Annotated in this window: 16 protein-coding genes and 1 tRNA gene; 10 read left to right on the top strand and 7 right to left on the bottom strand. The window is 40.4% G+C overall.

Features of this window, described 5'->3' with window-relative positions; all coding sequences use genetic code 11:
* On the top strand, window positions 1-1941 hold the full coding sequence (locus tag HFU86_RS09930; RefSeq protein WP_187129154.1) for a DNA topoisomerase III: 1941 nt from the start codon (window positions 1-3) through the stop codon (window positions 1939-1941).
* Window positions 1942-2050: 109 nt separating this feature from the next.
* On the opposite strand, the gene xthA is transcribed toward HFU86_RS09930, so the two are convergent.
* Window positions 2051-2863 carry an exodeoxyribonuclease III gene (gene xthA / locus HFU86_RS09925; protein ID WP_187129153.1) on the bottom strand — a complete coding sequence of 271 codons (813 nt, stop codon included), beginning with the start codon at window positions 2861-2863 and terminating at the stop codon, window positions 2051-2053.
* 455 nt (window positions 2864-3318) lie between these two features.
* Between xthA and HFU86_RS09920 the strand changes: the two genes are divergently transcribed.
* Window positions 3319-4194 carry a LysR family transcriptional regulator gene (locus HFU86_RS09920; RefSeq protein ID WP_132496015.1) on the top strand — a complete coding sequence of 292 codons (876 nt, stop codon included), beginning with the start codon at window positions 3319-3321 and terminating at the stop codon, window positions 4192-4194.
* A 1-nt stretch (window position 4195) separates the two neighbouring features.
* On the opposite strand, the gene HFU86_RS09915 is transcribed toward HFU86_RS09920, so the two are convergent.
* From HFU86_RS09915 to HFU86_RS09905, 3 genes are all read right to left on the bottom strand, one after another.
* Window positions 4196-4280, bottom strand: a tRNA-Tyr gene (locus tag HFU86_RS09915).
* Window positions 4281-4439: 159 nt separating this feature from the next.
* Window positions 4440-5288 (bottom strand): formyltetrahydrofolate deformylase, encoded by an 849-nt coding sequence (gene purU, locus HFU86_RS09910; RefSeq protein ID WP_036956491.1) that lies wholly within the window; start codon window positions 5286-5288, stop codon window positions 4440-4442.
* 89 nt (window positions 5289-5377) lie between these two features.
* A complete protein-coding gene (locus tag HFU86_RS09905) occupies window positions 5378-5857 on the bottom strand; it encodes a YchJ family protein (protein ID WP_108478069.1) in 480 nt (159 codons plus the stop codon).
* Between the two features lie 117 nt (window positions 5858-5974).
* Between HFU86_RS09905 and rssB the strand changes: the two genes are divergently transcribed.
* Both rssB and galU read left to right on the top strand, forming a co-directional pair.
* Entirely contained in the window at window positions 5975-6991 is a 1017-nt protein-coding gene (gene rssB / locus HFU86_RS09900; protein ID WP_187129152.1) for a two-component system response regulator RssB, read from the top strand.
* A gap of 157 nt (window positions 6992-7148) precedes the next feature.
* A complete protein-coding gene (galU, locus tag HFU86_RS09895) occupies window positions 7149-8078 on the top strand; it encodes a UTP--glucose-1-phosphate uridylyltransferase GalU (protein ID WP_187129151.1) in 930 nt (309 codons plus the stop codon).
* A 370-nt stretch (window positions 8079-8448) separates the two neighbouring features.
* On the opposite strand, the gene hns is transcribed toward galU, so the two are convergent.
* A complete protein-coding gene (gene hns, locus HFU86_RS09890) occupies window positions 8449-8859 on the bottom strand; it encodes a histone-like nucleoid-structuring protein H-NS (RefSeq protein WP_006661675.1) in 411 nt (136 codons plus the stop codon).
* 524 nt (window positions 8860-9383) lie between these two features.
* Here hns and HFU86_RS09885 point away from each other — a divergent pair.
* Entirely contained in the window at window positions 9384-10013 is a 630-nt protein-coding gene (locus HFU86_RS09885; protein WP_036956500.1) for a thymidine kinase, read from the top strand.
* 442 nt (window positions 10014-10455) lie between these two features.
* Here the strand turns inward: HFU86_RS09885 and HFU86_RS09880 are convergent, their stop codons facing one another.
* The gene (locus HFU86_RS09880) at window positions 10456-11157 is read right to left on the bottom strand and encodes a fimbrial biogenesis chaperone (RefSeq protein ID WP_187129150.1); all 702 of its coding nucleotides are present in this window, start codon (window positions 11155-11157) and stop codon (window positions 10456-10458) included.
* A 207-nt stretch (window positions 11158-11364) separates the two neighbouring features.
* A complete protein-coding gene (adhE, locus tag HFU86_RS09875; RefSeq protein WP_108478072.1) occupies window positions 11365-14025 on the bottom strand; it encodes a bifunctional acetaldehyde-CoA/alcohol dehydrogenase in 2661 nt (886 codons plus the stop codon).
* 510 nt (window positions 14026-14535) lie between these two features.
* Between adhE and HFU86_RS09870 the strand changes: the two genes are divergently transcribed.
* From HFU86_RS09870 to oppC, 5 genes are all read left to right on the top strand, one after another.
* Window positions 14536-15180, top strand: coding sequence for a YchE family NAAT transporter (locus HFU86_RS09870; protein WP_036956506.1), 645 nt, complete (start codon window positions 14536-14538; stop codon window positions 15178-15180).
* A 615-nt stretch (window positions 15181-15795) separates the two neighbouring features.
* The gene (locus HFU86_RS09865) at window positions 15796-17427 is read left to right on the top strand and encodes an ABC transporter substrate-binding protein (RefSeq protein ID WP_187129149.1); all 1632 of its coding nucleotides are present in this window, start codon (window positions 15796-15798) and stop codon (window positions 17425-17427) included.
* 94 nt (window positions 17428-17521) lie between these two features.
* Entirely contained in the window at window positions 17522-19162 is a 1641-nt protein-coding gene (oppA, locus tag HFU86_RS09860) for an oligopeptide ABC transporter substrate-binding protein OppA (RefSeq protein ID WP_108478074.1), read from the top strand.
* Window positions 19163-19228: 66 nt separating this feature from the next.
* Entirely contained in the window at window positions 19229-20149 is a 921-nt protein-coding gene (gene oppB, locus HFU86_RS09855) for an oligopeptide ABC transporter permease OppB (RefSeq protein WP_187129148.1), read from the top strand.
* Window positions 20150-20164: 15 nt separating this feature from the next.
* Window positions 20165-21073 (top strand): oligopeptide ABC transporter permease OppC, encoded by a 909-nt coding sequence (oppC, locus tag HFU86_RS09850; protein ID WP_108478075.1) that lies wholly within the window; start codon window positions 20165-20167, stop codon window positions 21071-21073.
* The last annotated feature ends 3 nt before the right edge of the window (window positions 21074-21076 follow it).

The following is a 21076-nucleotide window of genomic DNA, read 5'->3' as shown; positions in this document are numbered from 1 at the left end:
ATGCGTTTGTTTATTGCGGAAAAGCCTAGTCTTGCACGGGCCATTGCGGATGTACTGCCAAAACCTCACCGTAAAGGGGATGGTTTTATTCAATGTGGCGATGACCAGATGGTCACGTGGTGCATTGGGCATCTTTTAGAACAGGCTGAACCGGATGCTTATGATCCGCGTTATGCCCGTTGGAACTTGCAAGATTTACCAATCATTCCTGAGAAATGGCAATTGAAGCCCCGTTCCGCAGTAACCAAACAATTAAACACTATCGACACGCTCCTTAAACAAGCCAGCGTCGTTGTCCACGCAGGAGACCCCGATAGAGAGGGGCAACTTCTGGTGGATGAGGTGCTGGATTACTTCAAGCTTGATCCCGAAAAACGTAAAAGCGTGAAGCGCTGCTTAATTAACGACTTGAACCCTCAAGCTGTTGAGCGAGCGATTGATCGTTTACGTGAAAACCGTGAATTTATTCCGTTATGTGTTTCTGCATTAGCCCGCGCTCGTGCAGATTGGCTATATGGAATCAACATGACCCGCGCCTATACCTTATTAGGGCAGCGGGGCGGTTACCAAGGGGTTCTCTCTGTTGGGCGCGTACAAACTCCCGTATTGGGGTTGGTGGTTAGGCGCGACGAAGAGATAGAACACTTTGTACCAAAAGACTTTTTTGAAGTTAAAGCGCATATTGTCACACCAAAGGATGAGCGCTTTGTGGCAATTTGGCAGCCAAGTGAATCTTGCATTGATTTTCAAGATGAAGAAGGGCGTTTAATTCATCGTCCATTGGCGGAACATGTGGTTTCTCGCATCGAAGGCAAACCGGCGATTGTCACGCAATACCAAGATAAGCAGGAAACTGAGATTGCACCACTGCCATTTTCATTATCCGCTTTGCAGATTGAAGCCGCCAAAAAATACGGTTTAAGTGCCCAAGAGGTGCTGGATATTTGCCAGAAACTGTATGAAACCCATAAGCTTATCACTTATCCGCGTTCGGATAGCCGGTATTTGCCGGACGAGCATTTTGCCGGGCGTCATGCGGTATTAAATGCGATTGCGGTACACCAACCCGCATTAACTGAATTTGAATTACCCGAACTGGATAAGAAAAATCGGTGTTGGGATGATAAAAAAGTGGATGCTCACCATGCCATCATTCCGACCGCTAAAACAGCCTCCGTGCGTTTAACTGAAAATGAAAGCAATGTTTACCAGTTGATTGCTCGTCAGTACATTATCCAATTTATGGCGGATGCGGTTTACCGCAAATGCACTATCGATTTAGACATTGAAAACGGCAAGTTTAATGCCAAAGCGCGTTTTCTTGCGGAAGCAGGATGGCGAGTCGTGTTAGGAGGGAAAGAACGTGACGCGGAAAACGACGGCATGCCATTGCCTATCGTGAAAAAAGGCGATGAGCTTTTATGTGAAAGAGGGGAAGTGGTCGAACGGCAAACTCAGCCACCTCGCCCATTCACCGATGCAACGCTGCTGTCTGCGATGACGGGGATCGCCCGTTTTGTGCAGGATAAAGCATTAAAAAAAGTATTGCGTGAAACGGATGGTTTAGGGACTGAAGCGACGCGAGCGGGGATTATTGATTTACTGTTTAAGCGTCAATTTCTGTTTAAAAAAGGGCGCTATATTCACGCTTCCCCCGCAGGGCGCGCGCTGATCCACGTTTTACCCGATATGGCGACTTTGCCCGATATGACGGCTCACTGGGAATCAAGGCTGACGCAGATCAGCGAAAAACAGACACGTTACGATGATTTTATGGAGCCGTTGAGCCAGACGTTAATCAACTTAATTCAGCAAGCTCGTCAATACACAAACTTGCGCGCATTTCGTGAATTGCCACCTGTTGCCAATAATAAAGGGGCAAAGAAGGGCACGAAAAAAGCGAGTGCGAGTAAAGGGAAAAAATCATCACCGTCAAATTAGGTGCAGTGGATTTCTAAACTTGAGCGCGCTAAGCAGTAATTTGGGTAGGAAGGATATCTAGGGGAAAGCATAGGGCATATGATTATGCCCTATAAAGAGAGACTCAGGATTACTTAGTTAGGTCGAACTCAGCCCAAACAGGTGCGTGGTCAGACGGTTTTTCCATACCACGGATGTCATAATCAATACCCGTTGCGCTACAACGGCTGGCGAGTTTCTTAGAGGCCAGCAGAAGGTCAATGCGCAGACCGCGATTATCGTCAAAGCCTTTGGAGCGGTAATCGAACCATGAATAGCAATCGGTGGTATCTGGATGCTGCTCACGGTAAGTATCAACAAGCCCCCAGCTCAGTAGCTTATCCAGCCATTCACGTTCTTCAGGTAAGAATGAGCATTTTCCGGTTTTCAACCAACGCTTACGGTTAACTTCACCAATACCGATGTCTAAATCGGTATGGCTGATGTTCATATCACCCATAATCAGCAATTGGGAATCCGCGGTTTGCGTTGATGTTACGTAATCTTGCAGATCACGATAGAATTTTTCTTTTGCTGGGAATTTGGTTGGGTGGTCACGGCTTTCCCCTTGAGGGAAGTAACCATTGACGACTGTCAGAATCCCTTCGCTGGTTTGAATATCAGCCATGATGATGCGGCGCTGAGCTTCATCATCATCAGTTGGAAAGCCTTTTCTAACGGCTAGTGGTTCATTTTTCAGGAGTAATGCTACGCCATAGTGGGCTTTTTGACCGTGAAAATAAACATGGTAGCCTAATTTACTGACTTCCTCGTAAGGGAACATATCATCGTGGACTTTTGTTTCTTGTAGCCCAATGACTTCAGGTTGGTGCTTATCAATAATCGCTTCCAGTTGATGAGGACGTGCTCTTAGGCCATTAATGTTGAACGAAATAAATTTCATGGTTACTTATCACCCATTGCTTTGAATATGACTGAGGGGATTCTATCAGATGCTAACAATAGTGTAACTATTAAATATTTTTTGTTTATATAATTGCGGATAATTTATTAGGGAACTTTAATTTTTAATAATAATATATCTATGACTGTTAATTAAAAAATGTTTGTTAGTTTTATAATCAACTACTGAAAAGTTCATTTAAAGTCAGTTGGTTATTTATATTTTAATGTGATTTAATGGTGGGGCAATAAAAAATAATCAAATGAAACAATATAATATATTGCTTTGCTATGTTGGAAATTATAAAAATACTTTTATGAAATATTGTTAATCATCAAATCAAAAAATTTATTTAAATTTTTATTTGATGTGGAAGATTATGGGTTAATCAACATGCTGTTATTTAAAATAATCATGTTGGTTTACATTTCAATAAATAGAATGGGGTCATAGATATGTTCTTTTCAAGAAAATTAGAGGCGTTTATGGCAGTTGTTGAGAATGGCTCGCTAAGCAAGGCTGCAAGGGTGATGAATCGCACGACACCCCCCATCGCAAAATCCATAAAAGACTTTGAAACGAGTTTGGGTAAACGGCTTTTTAAACGAGAAAAATTTGGAATGACATTAACTAAGGATGGCCAAGAACTTTATAACGATCTTAGAGATCTCTACTTGCAGGAGAAAGAAATAACGAAAAAACATTTTTCTGGTTATATTGTCAATGAGGCTAATATTTATTATGACTGGGGGAAGGAAAATCATCTAATTAATTTATATCAAGCAGCACATAAGAATAATGTACAGGTTAATATATTAAGATTTAACTATGATGAGGTAGATGAAATTGTCGATTATGATGGAAATACTTTAATTTTAAGTTCTGAATTAGTCATCAGTGAAAGGTTTTCATTACAAAAAAAAATAGAGAATGCGCCTTTAGGTATTTATTGCAGAAAAGAATTATACGAGAAATTTAATCATGATGTTGTCGTCTTACTACAACAAAGTACTTGGCTATGCGATCCCTCATTTTATAAAAGCTCACTGATGAGTGACTTGCTGGCTAAAGTTGAAACCGTAGAGAATAAATCCAGCATACGACAGATGGATAATATTGGGTGTTGTCAGAGTTTCATTCAAGACGGTGATTTTATCGGGATTATTGACCACTTTCCTGAGGATGAGTTGATTGATAAGTCGCTGATTTATATATCATTAAATGGAATTTTGGATAAAAGTGACTGTTACATTTATAAATCAAAATCACATTCAAGTGTGTTAAATCGATTTATTGGGGTAGTTGATAAACTTGGAAAAGAGGTTGCTTAGATGGTGGTGGGAGAAGGATTCGAACCTTCGAAGTCTGTGACGGCAGATTTACAGTCTGCTCCCTTTGGCCGCTTGGGTATCCCACCAGATTTTGAATTGCTGTAATCGTTCACAGCGGGCGGCATCATATCAAATGACGCGCCCCTGTAAAGTATTAATTGAAAAAAAATGTCTGAATGCTGATTTTTTAATCTCAATGCGTGATAAATCAACAAATTACTACAATGAATAACCGATACGCTCTATTATAAAATAATGGTTCGATTGCCATAAACAAAGACGCGCTGTGCCAATACCCAATATAAAGCGTGGCTCAGTACGTTCTTTTCAACGTCGCGGCCTGCGCGCATCATATCATCTGCAGTAAATGTATGGTCCACATTGATAACGTTTTGCGTGATGATTGGACCTTCATCCAAATTATCATTCACAAAGTGAGCGGTTGCTCCAATGATCTTAACGCCACGCTCATAAGCTTGGTGATAAGGACGTGCGCCTATGAATGCCGGTAAGAATGAGTGGTGAATATTAATAATTTGATTAGGGTAGTGCTGAACAAAAGCGGGGGTCAACACTCGCATATATTTAGCAAGGACAACATAGTCAGGCTGATATTGATCAATCTGAGCCGTGAGTTTCTCATCGTGCTGTTCGCGCGTTAAGCCTTCATGGCTAATATGATGGAATGGAATACCAAACTGCTCGACAAGGTTTTTCAAGGTGTCGTGGTTACCGATAACGGCAGCAATATCGACATCTAATCCATCGTAAGCGCTCTTCATCAGAAGATCACCAAGGCAGTGCGCCTCTTTTGTGACCATAATAACAATGCGGCGACGTCCTGCAGAGTTTAATTCACGCTTAGAGCCTTCTGGTAATGCATCATCTAAATCTGCCAGTAAGGTTTCATCGTTAAAAATCCCTTCCAGTTCCGTTCTCATGAAGAAACGGCCAGTACGGTGATCAACAAACTCATTATTTTGGATAATGTTCAGCTGGTGTTTGTAGCAAATATTGGTGATTTTAGCGATCAATCCTTTTGCATCAGGACAAATGGTTCTGAGAATTTTTTTCTGTACATTTTTGTGTTGCATGGAACTGTCTAATCCTTAACTGACTAAAGCCTAATAATTTAGGCTAATCGTAATTTATGCAATGAATATACGAATTGATAAACAGAGAATTAATAACTATCGCAGCACTTCTTAAATTTTTTTCCTGAGCCGCATGGGCAATCATCGTTGCGCCCAACTTTTGGTGTTATTCCGTCAATGTAATACCACTGTGCATCAATGCGAAGAAAACGGGAACGTTCGTGAATAAGCTGTTTATGATCAGCTTTTTCATCAATAAAGCAAGCCGAAAATTCGACATAAGCCTCGTCAGGATTTTTAGCATGAGAAGAACTAATGACTCGCAGTCCCAGCCATTCAGTTTGTTCAAAACTATCTAAGATAGCTTCTCGCCACTCTTGTGCTTGGCAATCTGGATGCCATGTTTTGATGAGGTAATCTACATTGTGATGGACATAAGCGCTGTATCGTGAGCGCATTAGTTGCTCTGGCGTTTCAGCAATAACCAGCCCAAGCAATAGCGGAGAGCAGCATTGGTCAAACGGCAAAGGATGACCGCAACTACAATTATTTTTTAAAGATTGGCTCATTCTTTTCTCGATAAAATAACTATACTTAAAAAATATAGTCGTTAATGATTTTACAATATGACTATTGGCGTCAGAATATATTACTTATGAAACCAGGGTTGTCGTGGTAGGTATGATATGAAAAATAGAAAAATACTCATAGTTGAAGATGAAAAAATTTTTTGTACTATTCTTCGTGAATACCTCGAAAGTTTAGAAACAGAAGTCTACATCGCTGACAACGGCGCGCTTGCACTTGAGCTGATCACGCAACAAAAGGTGATTCCCGATGTCATTCTTTGTGATCTCAACATGCCCATCATGAATGGTGAATCATTTATGGCGGAGCTGGTGGATCGTAATATTAATGTACCTGTGATTGTTATTTCAGCAACCACGGATTTCACGCAATTAGATAGAATGTTTCGTCTTGGTGCGAAAGATGCTTTATTAAAGCCAATAAAAAACCTTGATGAAGTGAAAGTGACGATTCATGCGGCACTGTATCCAGAGCAATATGACTCTGAAACACTCATTGAAAATGAAATCCAGAATATTTCGAACATTTTAAATAATGACAAGTTGGATATGTTAGCCATCTTGAAACAATTACAGCCTCCAGTCGCGCAGGTTATAAATGGCTATAAGATAAACTATAGACAATTAAATGAAGCGAATCGTTTTGGGTTGCTGTTGGATATCGCGGCAATATCTGAGGAGCAAATCGGATTTTATTGCATTGATATAGAACGCTCTCCACAAGAAGGGGTGATGGCGGCGTTTTTAATTCGTGTTGTGTTTAATGACCTGTTAAAGAGTGCGGTGAACAACCGAGATAAAAAATTACCTCAAATTGATAACATTATTAATCAAATAAATCACTTACTGGAAGATTCTGGCTTTTCAGGTCAGTTTCCATTGTTACTTGGTTACTTTAATACCAAATCTAAAAATGTGATTTTGGCGAGTGCAGGACTGGAAGCCAATATTACGACGGAGCAGCATCATTACCATCTCGCGCGAAATGTCCCGCTAGGTACGCTAAAAACATACCATTCAAATCGATTAGACTTTCAAGGTGAGAGTTGGAAGTGTCTTATTCATAATTCGAATCAAAAAATCAAGCTAATGTTTAATCCCTATGCTCAGAAATAATGCACTTATTTAATGGATCTAGGTTCTATTTATCCTAAACGAGCCCATCTCTATTTATTCAATAATGAATCCTGATATACTGGCGCGCACTAAAAACGCGCCAGTATAGTTTATTGAAAATATAAACGGTGCTTATTAAATTTTTGGAGTTCTCGAGATGATCAAACGCAAGGTGCGTAAAGCGGTAATCCCTGTAGCAGGTTTAGGAACACGTATGCTTCCAGCGACGAAAGCCATTCCTAAAGAGATGCTACCGGTTGTTGATAAGCCTTTAATCCAATATGTGGTTAATGAGTGTATTGCTGCAGGAATTAATGAAATTGTGCTAGTGACACATTCATCTAAAAATTCTATTGAAAACCACTTTGATACCAGCTTTGAACTTGAAGCCATCTTAGAGGCGCGAGTTAAGCGCCAATTATTGGATGAAGTGAAATCCATTTGCCCAAGTCATGTGACTATCATGCAAACACGCCAAGGCATTGCTAAAGGTTTAGGTCATGCTATTTTATGTGCAAAACCATTGGTGGGTGATGAGCCTTTTGCCGTAATCCTTCCGGATGTTATTTTAGATCGCTACAGCACCGATTTAACGAAATTTAACCTCAAAGAGATGTTAGAACACTACGAAACTACTGGGGCTAGCCAAATTTTAGTTGAGCCAGTACTAGAAGACGATGTTTCTAACTACGGAATTGTGGATTGCAACGGTGTGACTTTGCACCCAGGCGATAGTAAACCGATTTCCCGTATGGTTGAGAAACCGAAGCGTGATGAAGCTCCATCCAATTTATCTATTGTAGGGCGCTATGTATTATCCGAAAAGATTTGGGATGCATTAGCGAAAACAGCACCGGGTGCTGGCGATGAAATCCAATTAACGGATGCTATCGCATTAATGATGGAAAATAAGGAACCTGTTGAAGCATACCACTTATGTGGTAAAAGTCATGACTGCGGAAATAAATTAGGTTACATGAAAGCCTTTGTAGAATATGGTATGCAACACGATACACTAGGAAATGATTTTTCCGCGTGGATTAAAGAGTTAGCCGCTAATTTAGATTCATCATCGAAATCTAATTAAAATACGAATCTTTGTTGTACAGATAAAAGCTAGCCTTTATGGTTAGCTTTTTTTATGGGCATTTTATAGAAATATGTAAAAAGGAGTACTCAGATTTTAAGTGTCATTAAATGTCAGTTATATAATATAAATCGATATAACCCGTGTGGCGTGTAAATTAATTAGTGTAGTGGACTAGGAGGAGATTAAAGAATATCACTTGATTAGATTACGTAACTTTACTTTAACGTATATTTTGTATCACTATTTTTGATTAGAAATAGATGAGGGGGATTGAAACAGAGGAGATGATAAATGGATAATAATAAGGCTACTATAAATAAAAACACCCTTATAAAAAGGGTGTTTAGAATTTGGAAGGTTATCAATATTAGATTAAGAAATCGTCTAAAGATTTGCCTTGTTCTTCGATTGCAACTTTAATTACTGCTGGAGTACGACCTTGGCCTGTCCAAGTTTTAGTTTCGCCGTTCTCATCAACATATTTATATTTTGCTGGGCGAGCAGCACGTTTAGCGCGAGTGCTGGTGCTTTTACCAGAATCCATAGTTTGCAGAAGGTCATTTAAATCTACGCCTTGTTCTAAAATCATTTCGCGAACTTTTTCCAGTTTGCGATTACGTTCTTCAACTTCAGCGCGAGCTTGGCTTTCTTCTTCACGACGTTCGTCAACAACGACAGTTAATTTTTCCAGCATTTCTTCTAAAGATTCTAAAGTGACTTCTCGTGCTTGAGCACGAAGCGTACGGATGTTATTTAATGCTTTTAATGATTCGCTCATTTTCCTGGTCTCAATTTTATATGTTGGCATGTGTACAGTAATAATAGAGTGCTATTTTAAATTCTGCAATAGCTAAATTACTTTGGTAGTTTAAAAGTTATCTTTAACGAATGCAATTTTTTTACAAAAGAATTATAAAAATTTTCGTTGCTATAAATTGCTCTATTATCAATAACGGTACTAATGAAAAAAGGTAATTAGAAAATGCCACTAAAATTTATATTAATAGCCTAGTGATGACCATTACCTTTTGTTTGTCGATGTATCAATGATGTCTTTAACGGAAATTTTCTTTTTTTGACAGAATAAACTTAGCAATATGTGCCAATGTCTATACCAGATAAAGTTAATATCAGTTTGAGATTAATTGTCTGCAACACAGATGATGTGTGATCTAAAGGAACTAATTTAACATAGTGATGGATGGAAATTCATACACTTACTTATCTACATAGGTTTAAGTTAATCTTAAAAAACCTTTATGCTAAAGTATTCGCGAATATTATTTTTTAGGGAACCGCCCAATGGCACAGCTATATTTCTATTATTCTGCGATGAATGCGGGTAAATCGACTTCATTATTACAATCTTCCTATAACTATCACGAACGTGGAATGCGTACGCTGATTTTTACCGCTGAAATCGATAACCGCTTCAGTCAAGGTAAGGTATCTTCGCGGATCGGTTTATCTGCGGATGCGTTATTATTTTCGCCTATAACGAATATGGCAAAAATTATCAAAAACGAGAATAATGCTCAAAAAGTACATTGCGTACTTATTGATGAATGCCAATTTTTGACAAAACAGCAAGTAGAGCAATTATGTGATGTCGTCGATAATTTAGACATTCCGGTACTCTGTTATGGTTTACGAACGGATTTTTCCGGAGAGCTGTTTGCAGGAAGCCAATATTTATTAGCATGGGCAGATAAACTCGTTGAGTTAAAAACCGTCTGCTACTGTGGACGTAAGGCAAATAAAGTTTTACGGATTGGTGGTGATGGCATCCCAGTATATGAGGGGGATCAAGTGGATATCGGCGGGAATGAAAAGTATATTTCAGTTTGTCGAAAGCATTACTCAGACGCTATCAAGCAAGCTCAATTAATGAATAGTGGTGCAATTGAAAAAATACCGTTTAACTTCAAATAATCATTAATTAAGATTAATGAGTTATATAGTTTACAAATAGGAATATCAGATTATTAAGATATTTTTGTCAAATAAAGTAAATGAATTAATAGAACACTCAGCTCGCTAGTTCTTAAAAGGGATGTATGGCAGATAAAATTTCAGCGTTCATTGAATAAAACCGGATTGAGTGAGATTTGATAAGCCTCATGTTTTTAACATGGGGCTTTCTTTTTATGCCAGTTTAATTTCACACTTTGGCACATATCATATAATCAAAAAATGCAAATTTACTCGAAACTGTAGGGTGTAATGAAATTTAGCATTTCAGCATTTAAAAACGGCCGTTGTAATGAAAACTTCAAACTATCATCAATGGCGAGTGTGATTGCAGGAAACCCCAACATCGTCAATAAAAATAAAAATAGAGAAAAGCGCACCAGTCAAATGGGGGTTTACTGACTTATTTATTCTTAACTGGTGGGTAAATAATAATGTCAGAGAGACCACCAAAATCATTAATCATCTGCCAACTAGCTTGGGAAATATGACCTTGTAGACCAGTGATTTCAGTATCACTAAATGGCTTGAGGATCAGGCTTTTCCTATAGTTTTGCTGGTTATATTTGAGGTTTACCACCGTGAGATAATAGGGGGTAGGGTTATTAAACACCCATTTTTTTCCCTGTTTTTCTAGAGTTACTTGCTGAAATACCGCATTATTAGGCACTGCCAGTTGATTAGGGCGGTAAAAGACTTTAATCACGATATTCGTCACAAACGAGCGTTTGGCGTCATTTTTCTGTTCATTAGGATGCTTTTGGGCGGGAATAGCTCGTGTATTTAAAAAGAACAGAGATTCTCTATCTACGGGTAATTCCCTTTCATTTTTTAATAATACATGGGCACTAAACTTACTATTTGCATCTAATTTGAACAGTGGTGGTGTCACAGCAAAATAAAGGGATTTGGCACCTTCAAGTTGTTCAGTTACAGAGGTCTGAATTAGATAGGGGTTCAAATCATCATTCACAATGGTAAATGTTGCATTGGATTTAGTGCTATTTAGGATTAATCGAGTTTGTTCCAAACGCAAGCCAGCACTGTAAGCGAAAAAGCTTACTATGAATAAAAGTATGTAGGTAACGCCAGCCAGTTTTTTCATATCAGCTTATTAATCCACAATAAAGGAAAAAGTCATTGTCGATTGGAAAGCATCAATTTGCGGATCGCATATTTTTCCAGATGGACACCTAAGATAAGTATAAAGTATGATGACGAAATAACGAGAAAGGCTCCAAAAGCGTTAGGAAAATCCTAAATCTTTTGAAGCCTTTTTTATGTATTAATGGCTAAGCCATCAATGGATTAACTATTTTTTACTGCTTTTCTTTTCAGCTTTTGGTGCCGCTGGCTCTGCACTTTTTTCAGTAAATTCACGGCCGTAGTAAGAATCCAGTAACAGCTGTTTAATTTCAGAAATCAGCGGATAACGTGGGTTAGCACCAGTACATTGGTCATCAAATGCATCTTCAGACAGTTTATCTAAGTGAGCTAAGAAGTCCGCTTCGGCAACACCCGCTTCACGGATAGACTTAGGAATGCCTAAATCCGCTTTCATCTCTTCTAACCAAGCCAGTAAGCGTTCAATCTTCGCACCAGTACGGTCGCCTGCTTTGGTTAATCCTAAGTGGTCTGCAATCTCAGCATATTGGCGACGTGCTTGAGGGCGGTCATATTGGCTGAATGCGGTCTGCTTAGTTGGGTTGTCATTTGCGTTGAAACGGATAACGTTACAAATCAATAGGGCGTTCGCTAAACCGTGCGGAATATGGAATTCAGATCCCAGTTTGTGCGCCATTGAGTGACAAACCCCTAAGAAGGCGTTAGCAAAAGCGATACCCGCCAAGGTTGCTGCATTATGAACACGCTCTCTTGCTACTGGGTTTTTCGCCCCTTCATGGTAGCTGGCTGGCAGATAATCTTTTAACAAGGTCAGTGCTTTGAGTGCTTGACCATCAGAGAACTCATTCGCCAGAACAGACACATAAGATTCTAATGCGTGAGTCACAGCATCCAAACCACCAAACGCGGTTAAGGATTTAGGCATATTCATCACGAGGTTAGCATCTACAATCGCCATGTTTGGTGTTAATGCGTAGTCCGCTAATGGGTATTTTTGGCCAGTTTTATCATCCGTCACAACAGCAAATGGCGTCACTTCTGAACCTGTACCTGAAGTGGTAGTGATAGCGACCAGTTTTGCTTTCACACCCATTTTCGGGAATTTGTGAATACGTTTACGGATATCCATAAAACGCAACGCTAATTCTTCAAAGTGTGTTTCTGGATGTTCGTACATCACCCACATGATTTTCGCAGCATCCATTGGGGAACCACCACCTAAGGCAATGATTACATCCGGTTGGAAGGCTTGCATTTGCGCAGCACCTTTACGCACAACGGATAATGTTGGATCAGCTTCGACTTCAAAGAAAACATCGGTTTCAATATGGTGTTTTTTCAGAACATCGACAATTTCATCAACATAGCCATTATTAAATAAGTAGCTATCAGTCACTATAAAGACGCGTTTCGCACCATCAGTGGCTATCTCTTCTAAAGCGATTGGAAGACATCCACGGCGGAAATAGATTGAACTAGGAAGTTTATGCCACAACATATTTTCAGCTCTTTTTGCCACGGTTTTCTTATTGATTAAATGTTTTGGTCCCACGTTTTCAGAGATGGAGTTACCCCCCCAAGAACCACAACCCAAGGTTAAAGATGGTGCCAGTTTAAAGTTATACAGGTCACCGATACCGCCTTGAGACGCAGGGGTATTAATCAAAATACGCGCCGTTTTCATTTTTTCGCCAAAATAGCTGACACGGTCATGTTGGTTATCTTGGTCAGTATAGAGACAAGAGGTGTGACCGATACCGCCCATTTCCACTAACTGTTCAGCTTTCTCTACCGCATCTTCAAAGTTTTTAGCGCGATACATTGCTAAGAGTGGGGACAATTTTTCATGAGCGAATGGCTCTGACTCATCAACAAGTTTGACTTCACCAATTAAGATCTTAGTGGTTTCAGGAACGATAACGCCCGCCATTTCTGCAATTTTAAATGCAGGTTGACCCACGATAGCCGCGTTTAAGTTGCCATCTTTTAAAATGATATTTTGTACCGCTTTGAGCTCTTTACCTTGTAACAGGTAGCCGCCGTGGGTAGCGAAACGCTCACGGACTTGATCATAAACTGCATCAACCACCACTACAGATTGTTCAGATGCGCAAATTACGCCGTTATCAAATGTTTTTGACATTAAGATAGAGGCAACGGCACGTTTGATGTCTGCGGTTTCATCGATAACAACTGGCGTGTTACCCGCACCCACACCAATCGCAGGTTTACCGGAACTGTAAGCCGCTTTCACCATGCCTGGACCACCTGTCGCTAAGATCAGGTTAATGTCAGGGTGGTGCATCAGCGCATTGGATAGCTCAACAGAAGGGGAGTCAATCCAGCCAATAATATCTTTTGGTGCGCCAGCTTCAATGGCCGCGTTCAATACAATCTCAGCAGCACGGTTAGTCGCAATTTTAGCACGTGGATGCGGAGAGAAAATAATTGCGTTACGGGTTTTTAAACTAATTAATGATTTAAAAATTGCAGTAGAGGTTGGGTTAGTGGTTGGAACGATACCGCAGATAATACCAATCGGCTCAGCAATGGTGATGGTACCAAAAGTTGGGTCTTCAGATAGAACACCACAGGTTTTCTCGTCTTTATATGCGTTGTAGATATACTCAGAAGCGAAGTGGTTTTTAATCACTTTATCTTCAACAATCCCCATGCCTGACTCTTCAACTGCGAGTTTTGCTAATGGAATTCGTGCATCAGCAGCAGCAAGAGCAGCGGCGCGGAAAATACGATCCACTTTCTCTTGAGAGAAGCTGGCGAATTCACGTTGAGCTTTTTTGACACGAGCAACAAGTTCATTGAGTTCAGTAACGTTTGTTACGGACATATAGATTACTCCTGATAAAGTTAAAATTTTTAAGCCAATGAGCAAAGCATCTAAAAAAAGCTGTTGTGACTAGAACATCTAAAACGACCACCCAAAACAACAGTATAGATAAACTTAATAATAATGCTTTCTGCCCATGCTAATTGGCTTATAAATCTCAGATAAATAGCTCAAAAAGTAAAAATTAACTGATTGATTACCGCGTTTATCAGTTGAGACTAGATTAACAAAAAGGGAATTTAATAAAGTGATCTAAATCACAAAATATGCAAGCTGACTCCATTCAGCATGCCGTTTTTATGGGATTCATTGATTTGCAAAAAAATGATTAATTTATCGCTAAAAAGAGGTGAATAAATCATTCTTTTTTGGTCATTAAGATAAGTTGCAATAAATAATTCTACTAAGATGCACAAAATTGTTCTTTAACTAAGGATTTTAGCGATTTCAGTGATAAAATTAGTTCAGGTAAGCGTTTCTTGTTTAAGAATTTTATGAGGGTATTAATGGGTGAGCGCAACATTACTTGATTTATCAGGCTATATTAAATTTTTTATTGGTCTATTTGCGTTGGTAAACCCGGTTGGTATCCTGCCTGTGTTTATTAGTATGACAAACTATCAAACCGTTGCGAGCCGCAATAGAACTAATACGATAGCCAACTCATCAGTCGCAATTATTCTTTGTACATCGTTGCTGGTGGGGGACTCGATATTACAGCTGTTTGGTATTTCAATTGACTCATTCCGCATCGCGGGGGGAATTCTGATTGTCACCATCGCGCTATCGATGATCAGCGGTAAAATTGGTGAGGACAAACAGAACAAACAAGAAAAAACAGAAACCGCAGTGCGCGATAGCATTGGGGTGGTACCGTTAGCGCTTCCGTTAATGGCGGGGCCCGGTGCAATCAGTTCGTGCATTGTCTGGTCATCGCGATGGACTGGCTGGCAGAACTTTATTGGTTTAGCGTTAACCAGTATTTTGTTCGCTTTTTGCTGTTGGCTGTTGTTCCGCTCTGCGTCTTTACTGGTTCGTTACTTAGGGCAAACGGGCATCAACGTTGTCACCCGTATCATGGGGCTACTACTTATGTCATTAGGTATCGAAATCGCTGTAACGGGTGTTAAAGCCATATTTCCAGGACTTTTATAGTGAGTGTTATTTAGCCGTCTTACGAGACGGCTATTCTCATCTGCCTTTCCCGTCATTCCATTATTCCTTTCGAATTCAAAATATTCACCCAAATATTTTGGCTTGTTATGTGCAATCAAACCGTCCTTTACAATCAAAATAATTCCTCTACGCGATAAATTTGAAATGTGATTATGTGTCGCACTTTTTGCAAAATCAGGCATAAAAAGTAAGGAAATGTGAGCTGCGTAAATTTATTCACTATTCTCATTAGAGATTGTTAATGATATGTTTGGATTAATGTTGATGAAAATTTTAAGAGTAACTTAAGGTTTTTTATTATCTAATTGTTTTTATTTGAGTATTTAAAGATTGAGAAAGTGTGTTACCCCTTTTAAATAGGCTCTCTAACTTTAAATGTTAAATAAATGTGATTTTTATAACTTTTTTTTATAAGCTTTCTGAACAAAATTGCACCGTTAAGGAAAGCTTTTGGTGATTAAATTAGAAAAAAGCTTAGGAAACAGTGATTAGAGCAGTAGTAAATCAACAATGTGTAGGCGAACCAAATGTCGTTCAACATACGTTGAAACATTAACTGTAAAACCGTAACTATGAAATGGAGAAGGCGCAACGATGAAACTTACTACCAAGCACAGTTTACTTTCCTGTCTCATTTTTTCATTAGCGATTTCTGCTCAAGCCTCATCAATCCCCGATAAATCCCCATTAAATAAAACATCCATAAATAAAATAGTGGTCAATAACGGTTCAGAAGTGACTTCACTCGATCCTCATAAAGTCGAAGGGGTACCTGAAGGCAATATTATTTTAAATTTATTGGAAGGGCTGGTTTACGACGATATTAATGGTGTGGCGGTTCCTGGTATGGCAACCCATTGGCAAAATGAAAATTACACCGTATGGACATTTACCCTACGCGATGATGCCAAGTGGAGTGATGGCACTCCCGTTGTTGCAGAGGATTTTGTATATAGTTGGCAGCGTTTAGCGGATCCTAAAACCGGCTCGCCTTATTCCAGTTATTTACAAAATGCTTATATCGAAAATGCAGACGCTATTTTAAAAGGTCAAAAACCTAAAGAGTCGTTGGGCGTCAAAGCCCTTGATGACAAACATTTGCAAGTCACCCTAAGTCATCCCGTTCCGTATTTTATCGATATGCTCTCCCACACCTCAATGAAACCCGTTAACCGTAAAGCTATTGAAAAGTACGGCGATAAATGGACTCAACCGGGTTCCTTTGTGGGTAATGGCGCCTATGTTTTGGATGAGTGGACGGTCAACGAGCGGATTATCATCAAACGTAATCCGTTATATTGGAATGACGAAAAAACGCAGATCGATCAAGCGACATTCTTAGCGATTACCTCTGAAGTCAGTGATAACAATCGCTATCGCAGTGGGGAAATTGATATTAGTAATTCGGCTATTCCCCCAACACTGTTCAAAAAGATGAAAGCAGAGAAGCCGAACGAACTGTATGTTCGTCCGTTTCTGTGTACGTTTTATTATGAAATTAATAATCAAAAAGCCCCATTCACGGATCCTCGAGTACGAGAAGCCATTAAGTTAGGTTTAGACAGAGAAACCATCACTAATAAAATTATCGATCAAGGACAGACGGTGGCTTACGGTTTTACGCCAACGTTTATCCATAATGGTAATTTTGCAGTACCAGAATGGGCAAAGCTCACGCCAGAACAGCGTTATCAGCGTGCGAAAGAGTTGCTCGCGGAGGCTGGATATAGCGCCAAAAATCCTCTCAAGTTTACCTTGCTATATAACACCTCAGATCAAAATAAACAGCAGGCGATTGTAGCGGCATCCATGTGGCAGAAAAATATTGGCGCAGAGGTAACACTGCAAAACCAAGAGTGGAAAACCACACTGCAAAATCGCCATGAAGGAAATTATCAGGTTGCAAGAGCAACATGGTGTGCCGATTACAATGAACCCTCTGCATTCTTGAATTCATTACTATCAGAAAACAGCAACAATACGGCGGCCTATAAAAATAAAGCCTATGACCAACTGCTATTAGAGGCTTTAACGGCTCCGAATGACCAAGCTCGTCAACAGATTTACCAACAGGCAGAAACCCTGTTGGATAAGGAATCTGCGCTAGTTCCCGTGTATTACCGTGTGAGTGCAAGGATGATCAAGCCCACAATCGGAGGATTTAAAGGTGAAGACCCTCTTGATCACATGGATATTAAGCGGTTATATATTAATTCTACTAATTAATAATTTTGTAATAAACAAAATAATTGCTTACTGACTCAGTAAGCAGATGCATCAACAACACAACCAAAACAATAGTATGGGAGTAACCAAAATAATGAGCAAATTACTGAATAAGACATTTGTTGCTTTAAGCGTTGCTGCTGGGTTAATGGCAGGGACGATGGCGACAAGTTATGGTGCAGTGGTACCAGCGGGTGTCGAACTGGCTGAAAAACAAAATATGGTTCGCAACAATGGTTCTGAACCTCAATCCCTTGATCCGCATAAAATTGAAGGTGTTCCAGAGTCGGCTTTAGCAAGAGATCTTTTTGAAGGGATTACGATTGTTGGCCCTGATGGTGAAATCTTACCTGGCTCTGCTACGAGCTGGGAAAATAAAGATTTCACCGAGTGGACGTTTAAAATTCGCGATGGCGCGAAATGGTCAAATGGTGACCCTGTCACGGCCGAAGACTTTGTTTATAGCTGGCGCAGACTCGCTGATCCTGATACCGCATCCCCATACGCGAGTTATTTGCAGTATGCACATATCAAAAATATTGATGACGTCATTGCCGGTAAGAAAAAGCCAGAAGAGCTGGGCATTAAAGCGCTGGATGATAAAACTTTAGTTATTAGCTTGAGTGAAGCCGTCCCTTATATTCCAAAATTATTGGCACACTCCTCGATGTCGCCAGTGAATAAAAAAACAATCGAAAAATATGGTGCTAAGTGGACTCAACCAGCTAATTTTGTGGGTAATGGCGCCTATAAATTAAAAGACTGGACAGTTAACGAACGTATTGTTTTAGAGCGTAGCCCAACTTATTGGGATAACGCAAACACCGTGATTGACCAAGTGACTTTCCTGCCTATCTCCTCTGAAGTCACGGATGTTAACCGTTACCGCAGTGGTGAAATTGATATGACCTATAGCAATTTACCCATCGAACAATTTAAGTCACTACAAGAAAATATGCCAAAAGAGCTGCGTGTAAACCCGTATCTCTGTATCTATTATTACGAAATTAATAACGAAAAACCGCCGTTTAATGACCCGCGTGTTCGTGAAGCATTAAAACTTTCAATGGACAGAGATGTCATCACTTACAAAGTGAAAGCGCAAGGTGATATTCCGGCTTATGGCTTCACACCACCGTTTACCAGCGGCATGAAGACAGAAAAACCAGATTGGTATGCCAATATGACCCAAGAGCAGCGTAATGAAAAAGCCAAACAGTTGCTGGAAGAAGCGGGTTACAACAAATCAAATCCACTGAAATTCAATTTACTGTATAACACGTCAGATTTACATAAACGTATCGCGATCGCTGCATCATCTATGTGGAAGAAAAACATTGGCGCTGACGTGAAACTGGAAAACCAAGAGTGGAAAACCTTCTTAGATAGTCGTCACCAAGGTAACTATGATGTGGCGCGTGCGGGCTGGTGTGCGGATTATAACGAACCGTCATCCTTCTTAAACATGCTGCTTTCTTATAGCAGTAACAATACCGTGCATTATAAAAACAAAGATTTCGATGCCATCATGAAGAAAACACTTCAGGTGAAAACGGACGAAGAGCGTGCTGAGTTGTACCAACAAGCTGAAAAGCTCTTAGATAAAGACTCTGGTATCGTGCCTCTCTACTACTATGTGAACACCCGCTTAGTGAAGCCATACGTGGGTGGATATACGGGTAAAGATCCATTAGATAACTTACATACTAAAGATCTGTATATCATCAAGCACTAATCACAACAGGCTGGCTCCTTGAGGGCCAGCCATTAGCCTTAATGGCAATAGAAGTAGGAAAGGGCAATGTTTAAATTTATTTTGCGTCGTTTGCTTGAAGCAATTCCGACTTTATTTATTCTTATTACCATCTCATTTTTCATGATGAGACTCGCGCCGGGCAGCCCGTTTACTGGTGAACGTAAGCTTCCATCCGAAGTCATGGCTAACATTGAGGCGAAATATCACCTTAATGACCCAATGTATAAGCAGTATTTCAGCTACTTATTCCAACTTTCTCAAGGGGATTTCGGTCCTTCTTTCAAATATAAAGACTATAGCGTCAACGATTTAGTTGCGAAAGCCTTTCCCGTGTCTGCAAAATTAGGCGCCACAGCCTTTGTGGTTGCCGTGTTATTTGGTGTTACTGCGGGGGTGATTGCCGCATTAAATCAAAATACCAAATGGGACTTTACAGTCATGGGATTTGCCATGACGGGGGTTGTCATCCCAAGCTTTGTTGTGGCACCACTTTTGGTGCTGATTTTTGCCATTCACTTGAAATGGCTCCCCGGTGGAGGTTGGGATGGTGGTAACGTCACGCACATGATTTTACCGATGGTGGCACTCTCTTTGGCGTATATCGCCAGTATTTCGCGTATTACCCGTGGTTCGATGATTGAGATCATGCACTCAAACTTTATTCGTACTGCGCGCGCAAAAGGATTACCGCTGCGTACCATTATTTTCCGCCATGCGTTAAAACCTGCATTACTGCCAGTGCTCTCATATATGGGACCTGCATTCGTGGGGATCATCACGGGTTCCATGGTGATTGAAACCATTTTCGGCTTACCGGGAATTGGACAGTTGTTCGTCAATGGCGCATTAAACCGTGACTACTCGTTAGTGCTTAGCTTAACGATTTTAGTTGGGGTATTGACCATTGCCTTTAATGCTATCGTCGATGTGCTGTATGCCGTCATCGACCCGAAAATTCGTTACTAAGACCGGAGAAACACTATGTTATTAAACAACAAAAATAGTGAAGCTCTGGAAAATTTTTCTGAGCAATTAGATATTGAAGGGCGCAGCCTTTGGCAAGATGCAAGACGACGCTTTATGCATAACCGTGCGGCGATTGTCAGCCTGTGTGTGCTGTTTTGTATTACGATGTTTGTGATTTTTGCCCCGATGTTATCGCCGTTTTTATATGACGATACCGACTGGGAAATGATGTCTACGCCACCTGATTGGGCAACCGGGCACTATTTCGGGACTGATGCCTCAGGGCGTGATTTGCTTGTGCGCGTAGCGATTGGGGGGCGAATTTCGTTGATGGTTGGCGTTGCGGCAGCATTAGTCGCGGTGGTGGTCGGAACCTTATATGGCTCACTGGCAGGTTATGTGGGCGGTAAAGTCGACTCTATCATGATGCGCTTACTGGAAATTTTAAACTCCTTCCCATTCATGTTCTTCGTTATTTTGTTAGTGACGTTATTCGGTACCAACATCCTGCTGATTTTCGTCGCCATTGGGATGGTGTCATGGCTAGATATGGCGCGTATTGTCCGTGGGCAAACGCTGGGGCTAAAACGCAAAGAGTTTATTGAGGCAGCATTAGTTTGCGGTGTCAGCACGCGCCACATTATCTTGCGTCATATCGTCCCTAACGTACTGGGTGTGGTTGTAGTTTACGCATCATTATTAGTTCCAAGTATGATTCTGTTTGAGTCATTTTTAAGCTTCCTTGGCTTAGGAACTCAAGAGCCGCTCAGTAGCTGGGGGGCTTTACTCAGTGATGGCGCTAACTCTATGGAAGTCACACCGTGGTTACTGCTGATCCCTGCCGGGTTCTTGGTTATCACGTTGTTCTGTTTCAACTTTATCGGCGATGGCTTACGTGATGCCCTCGACCCGAAAGATCGCTAAGGG

Origin of the sequence: Providencia sp. JUb39 (genome assembly GCF_012272845.1) — a bacterium.
GTDB lineage: Bacteria > Pseudomonadota > Gammaproteobacteria > Enterobacterales > Enterobacteriaceae > Providencia > Providencia lanzhouensis.
Note: the sequence above shows the minus strand (reverse complement) of the source record. Positions and strands in the feature narration are given on the sequence as shown.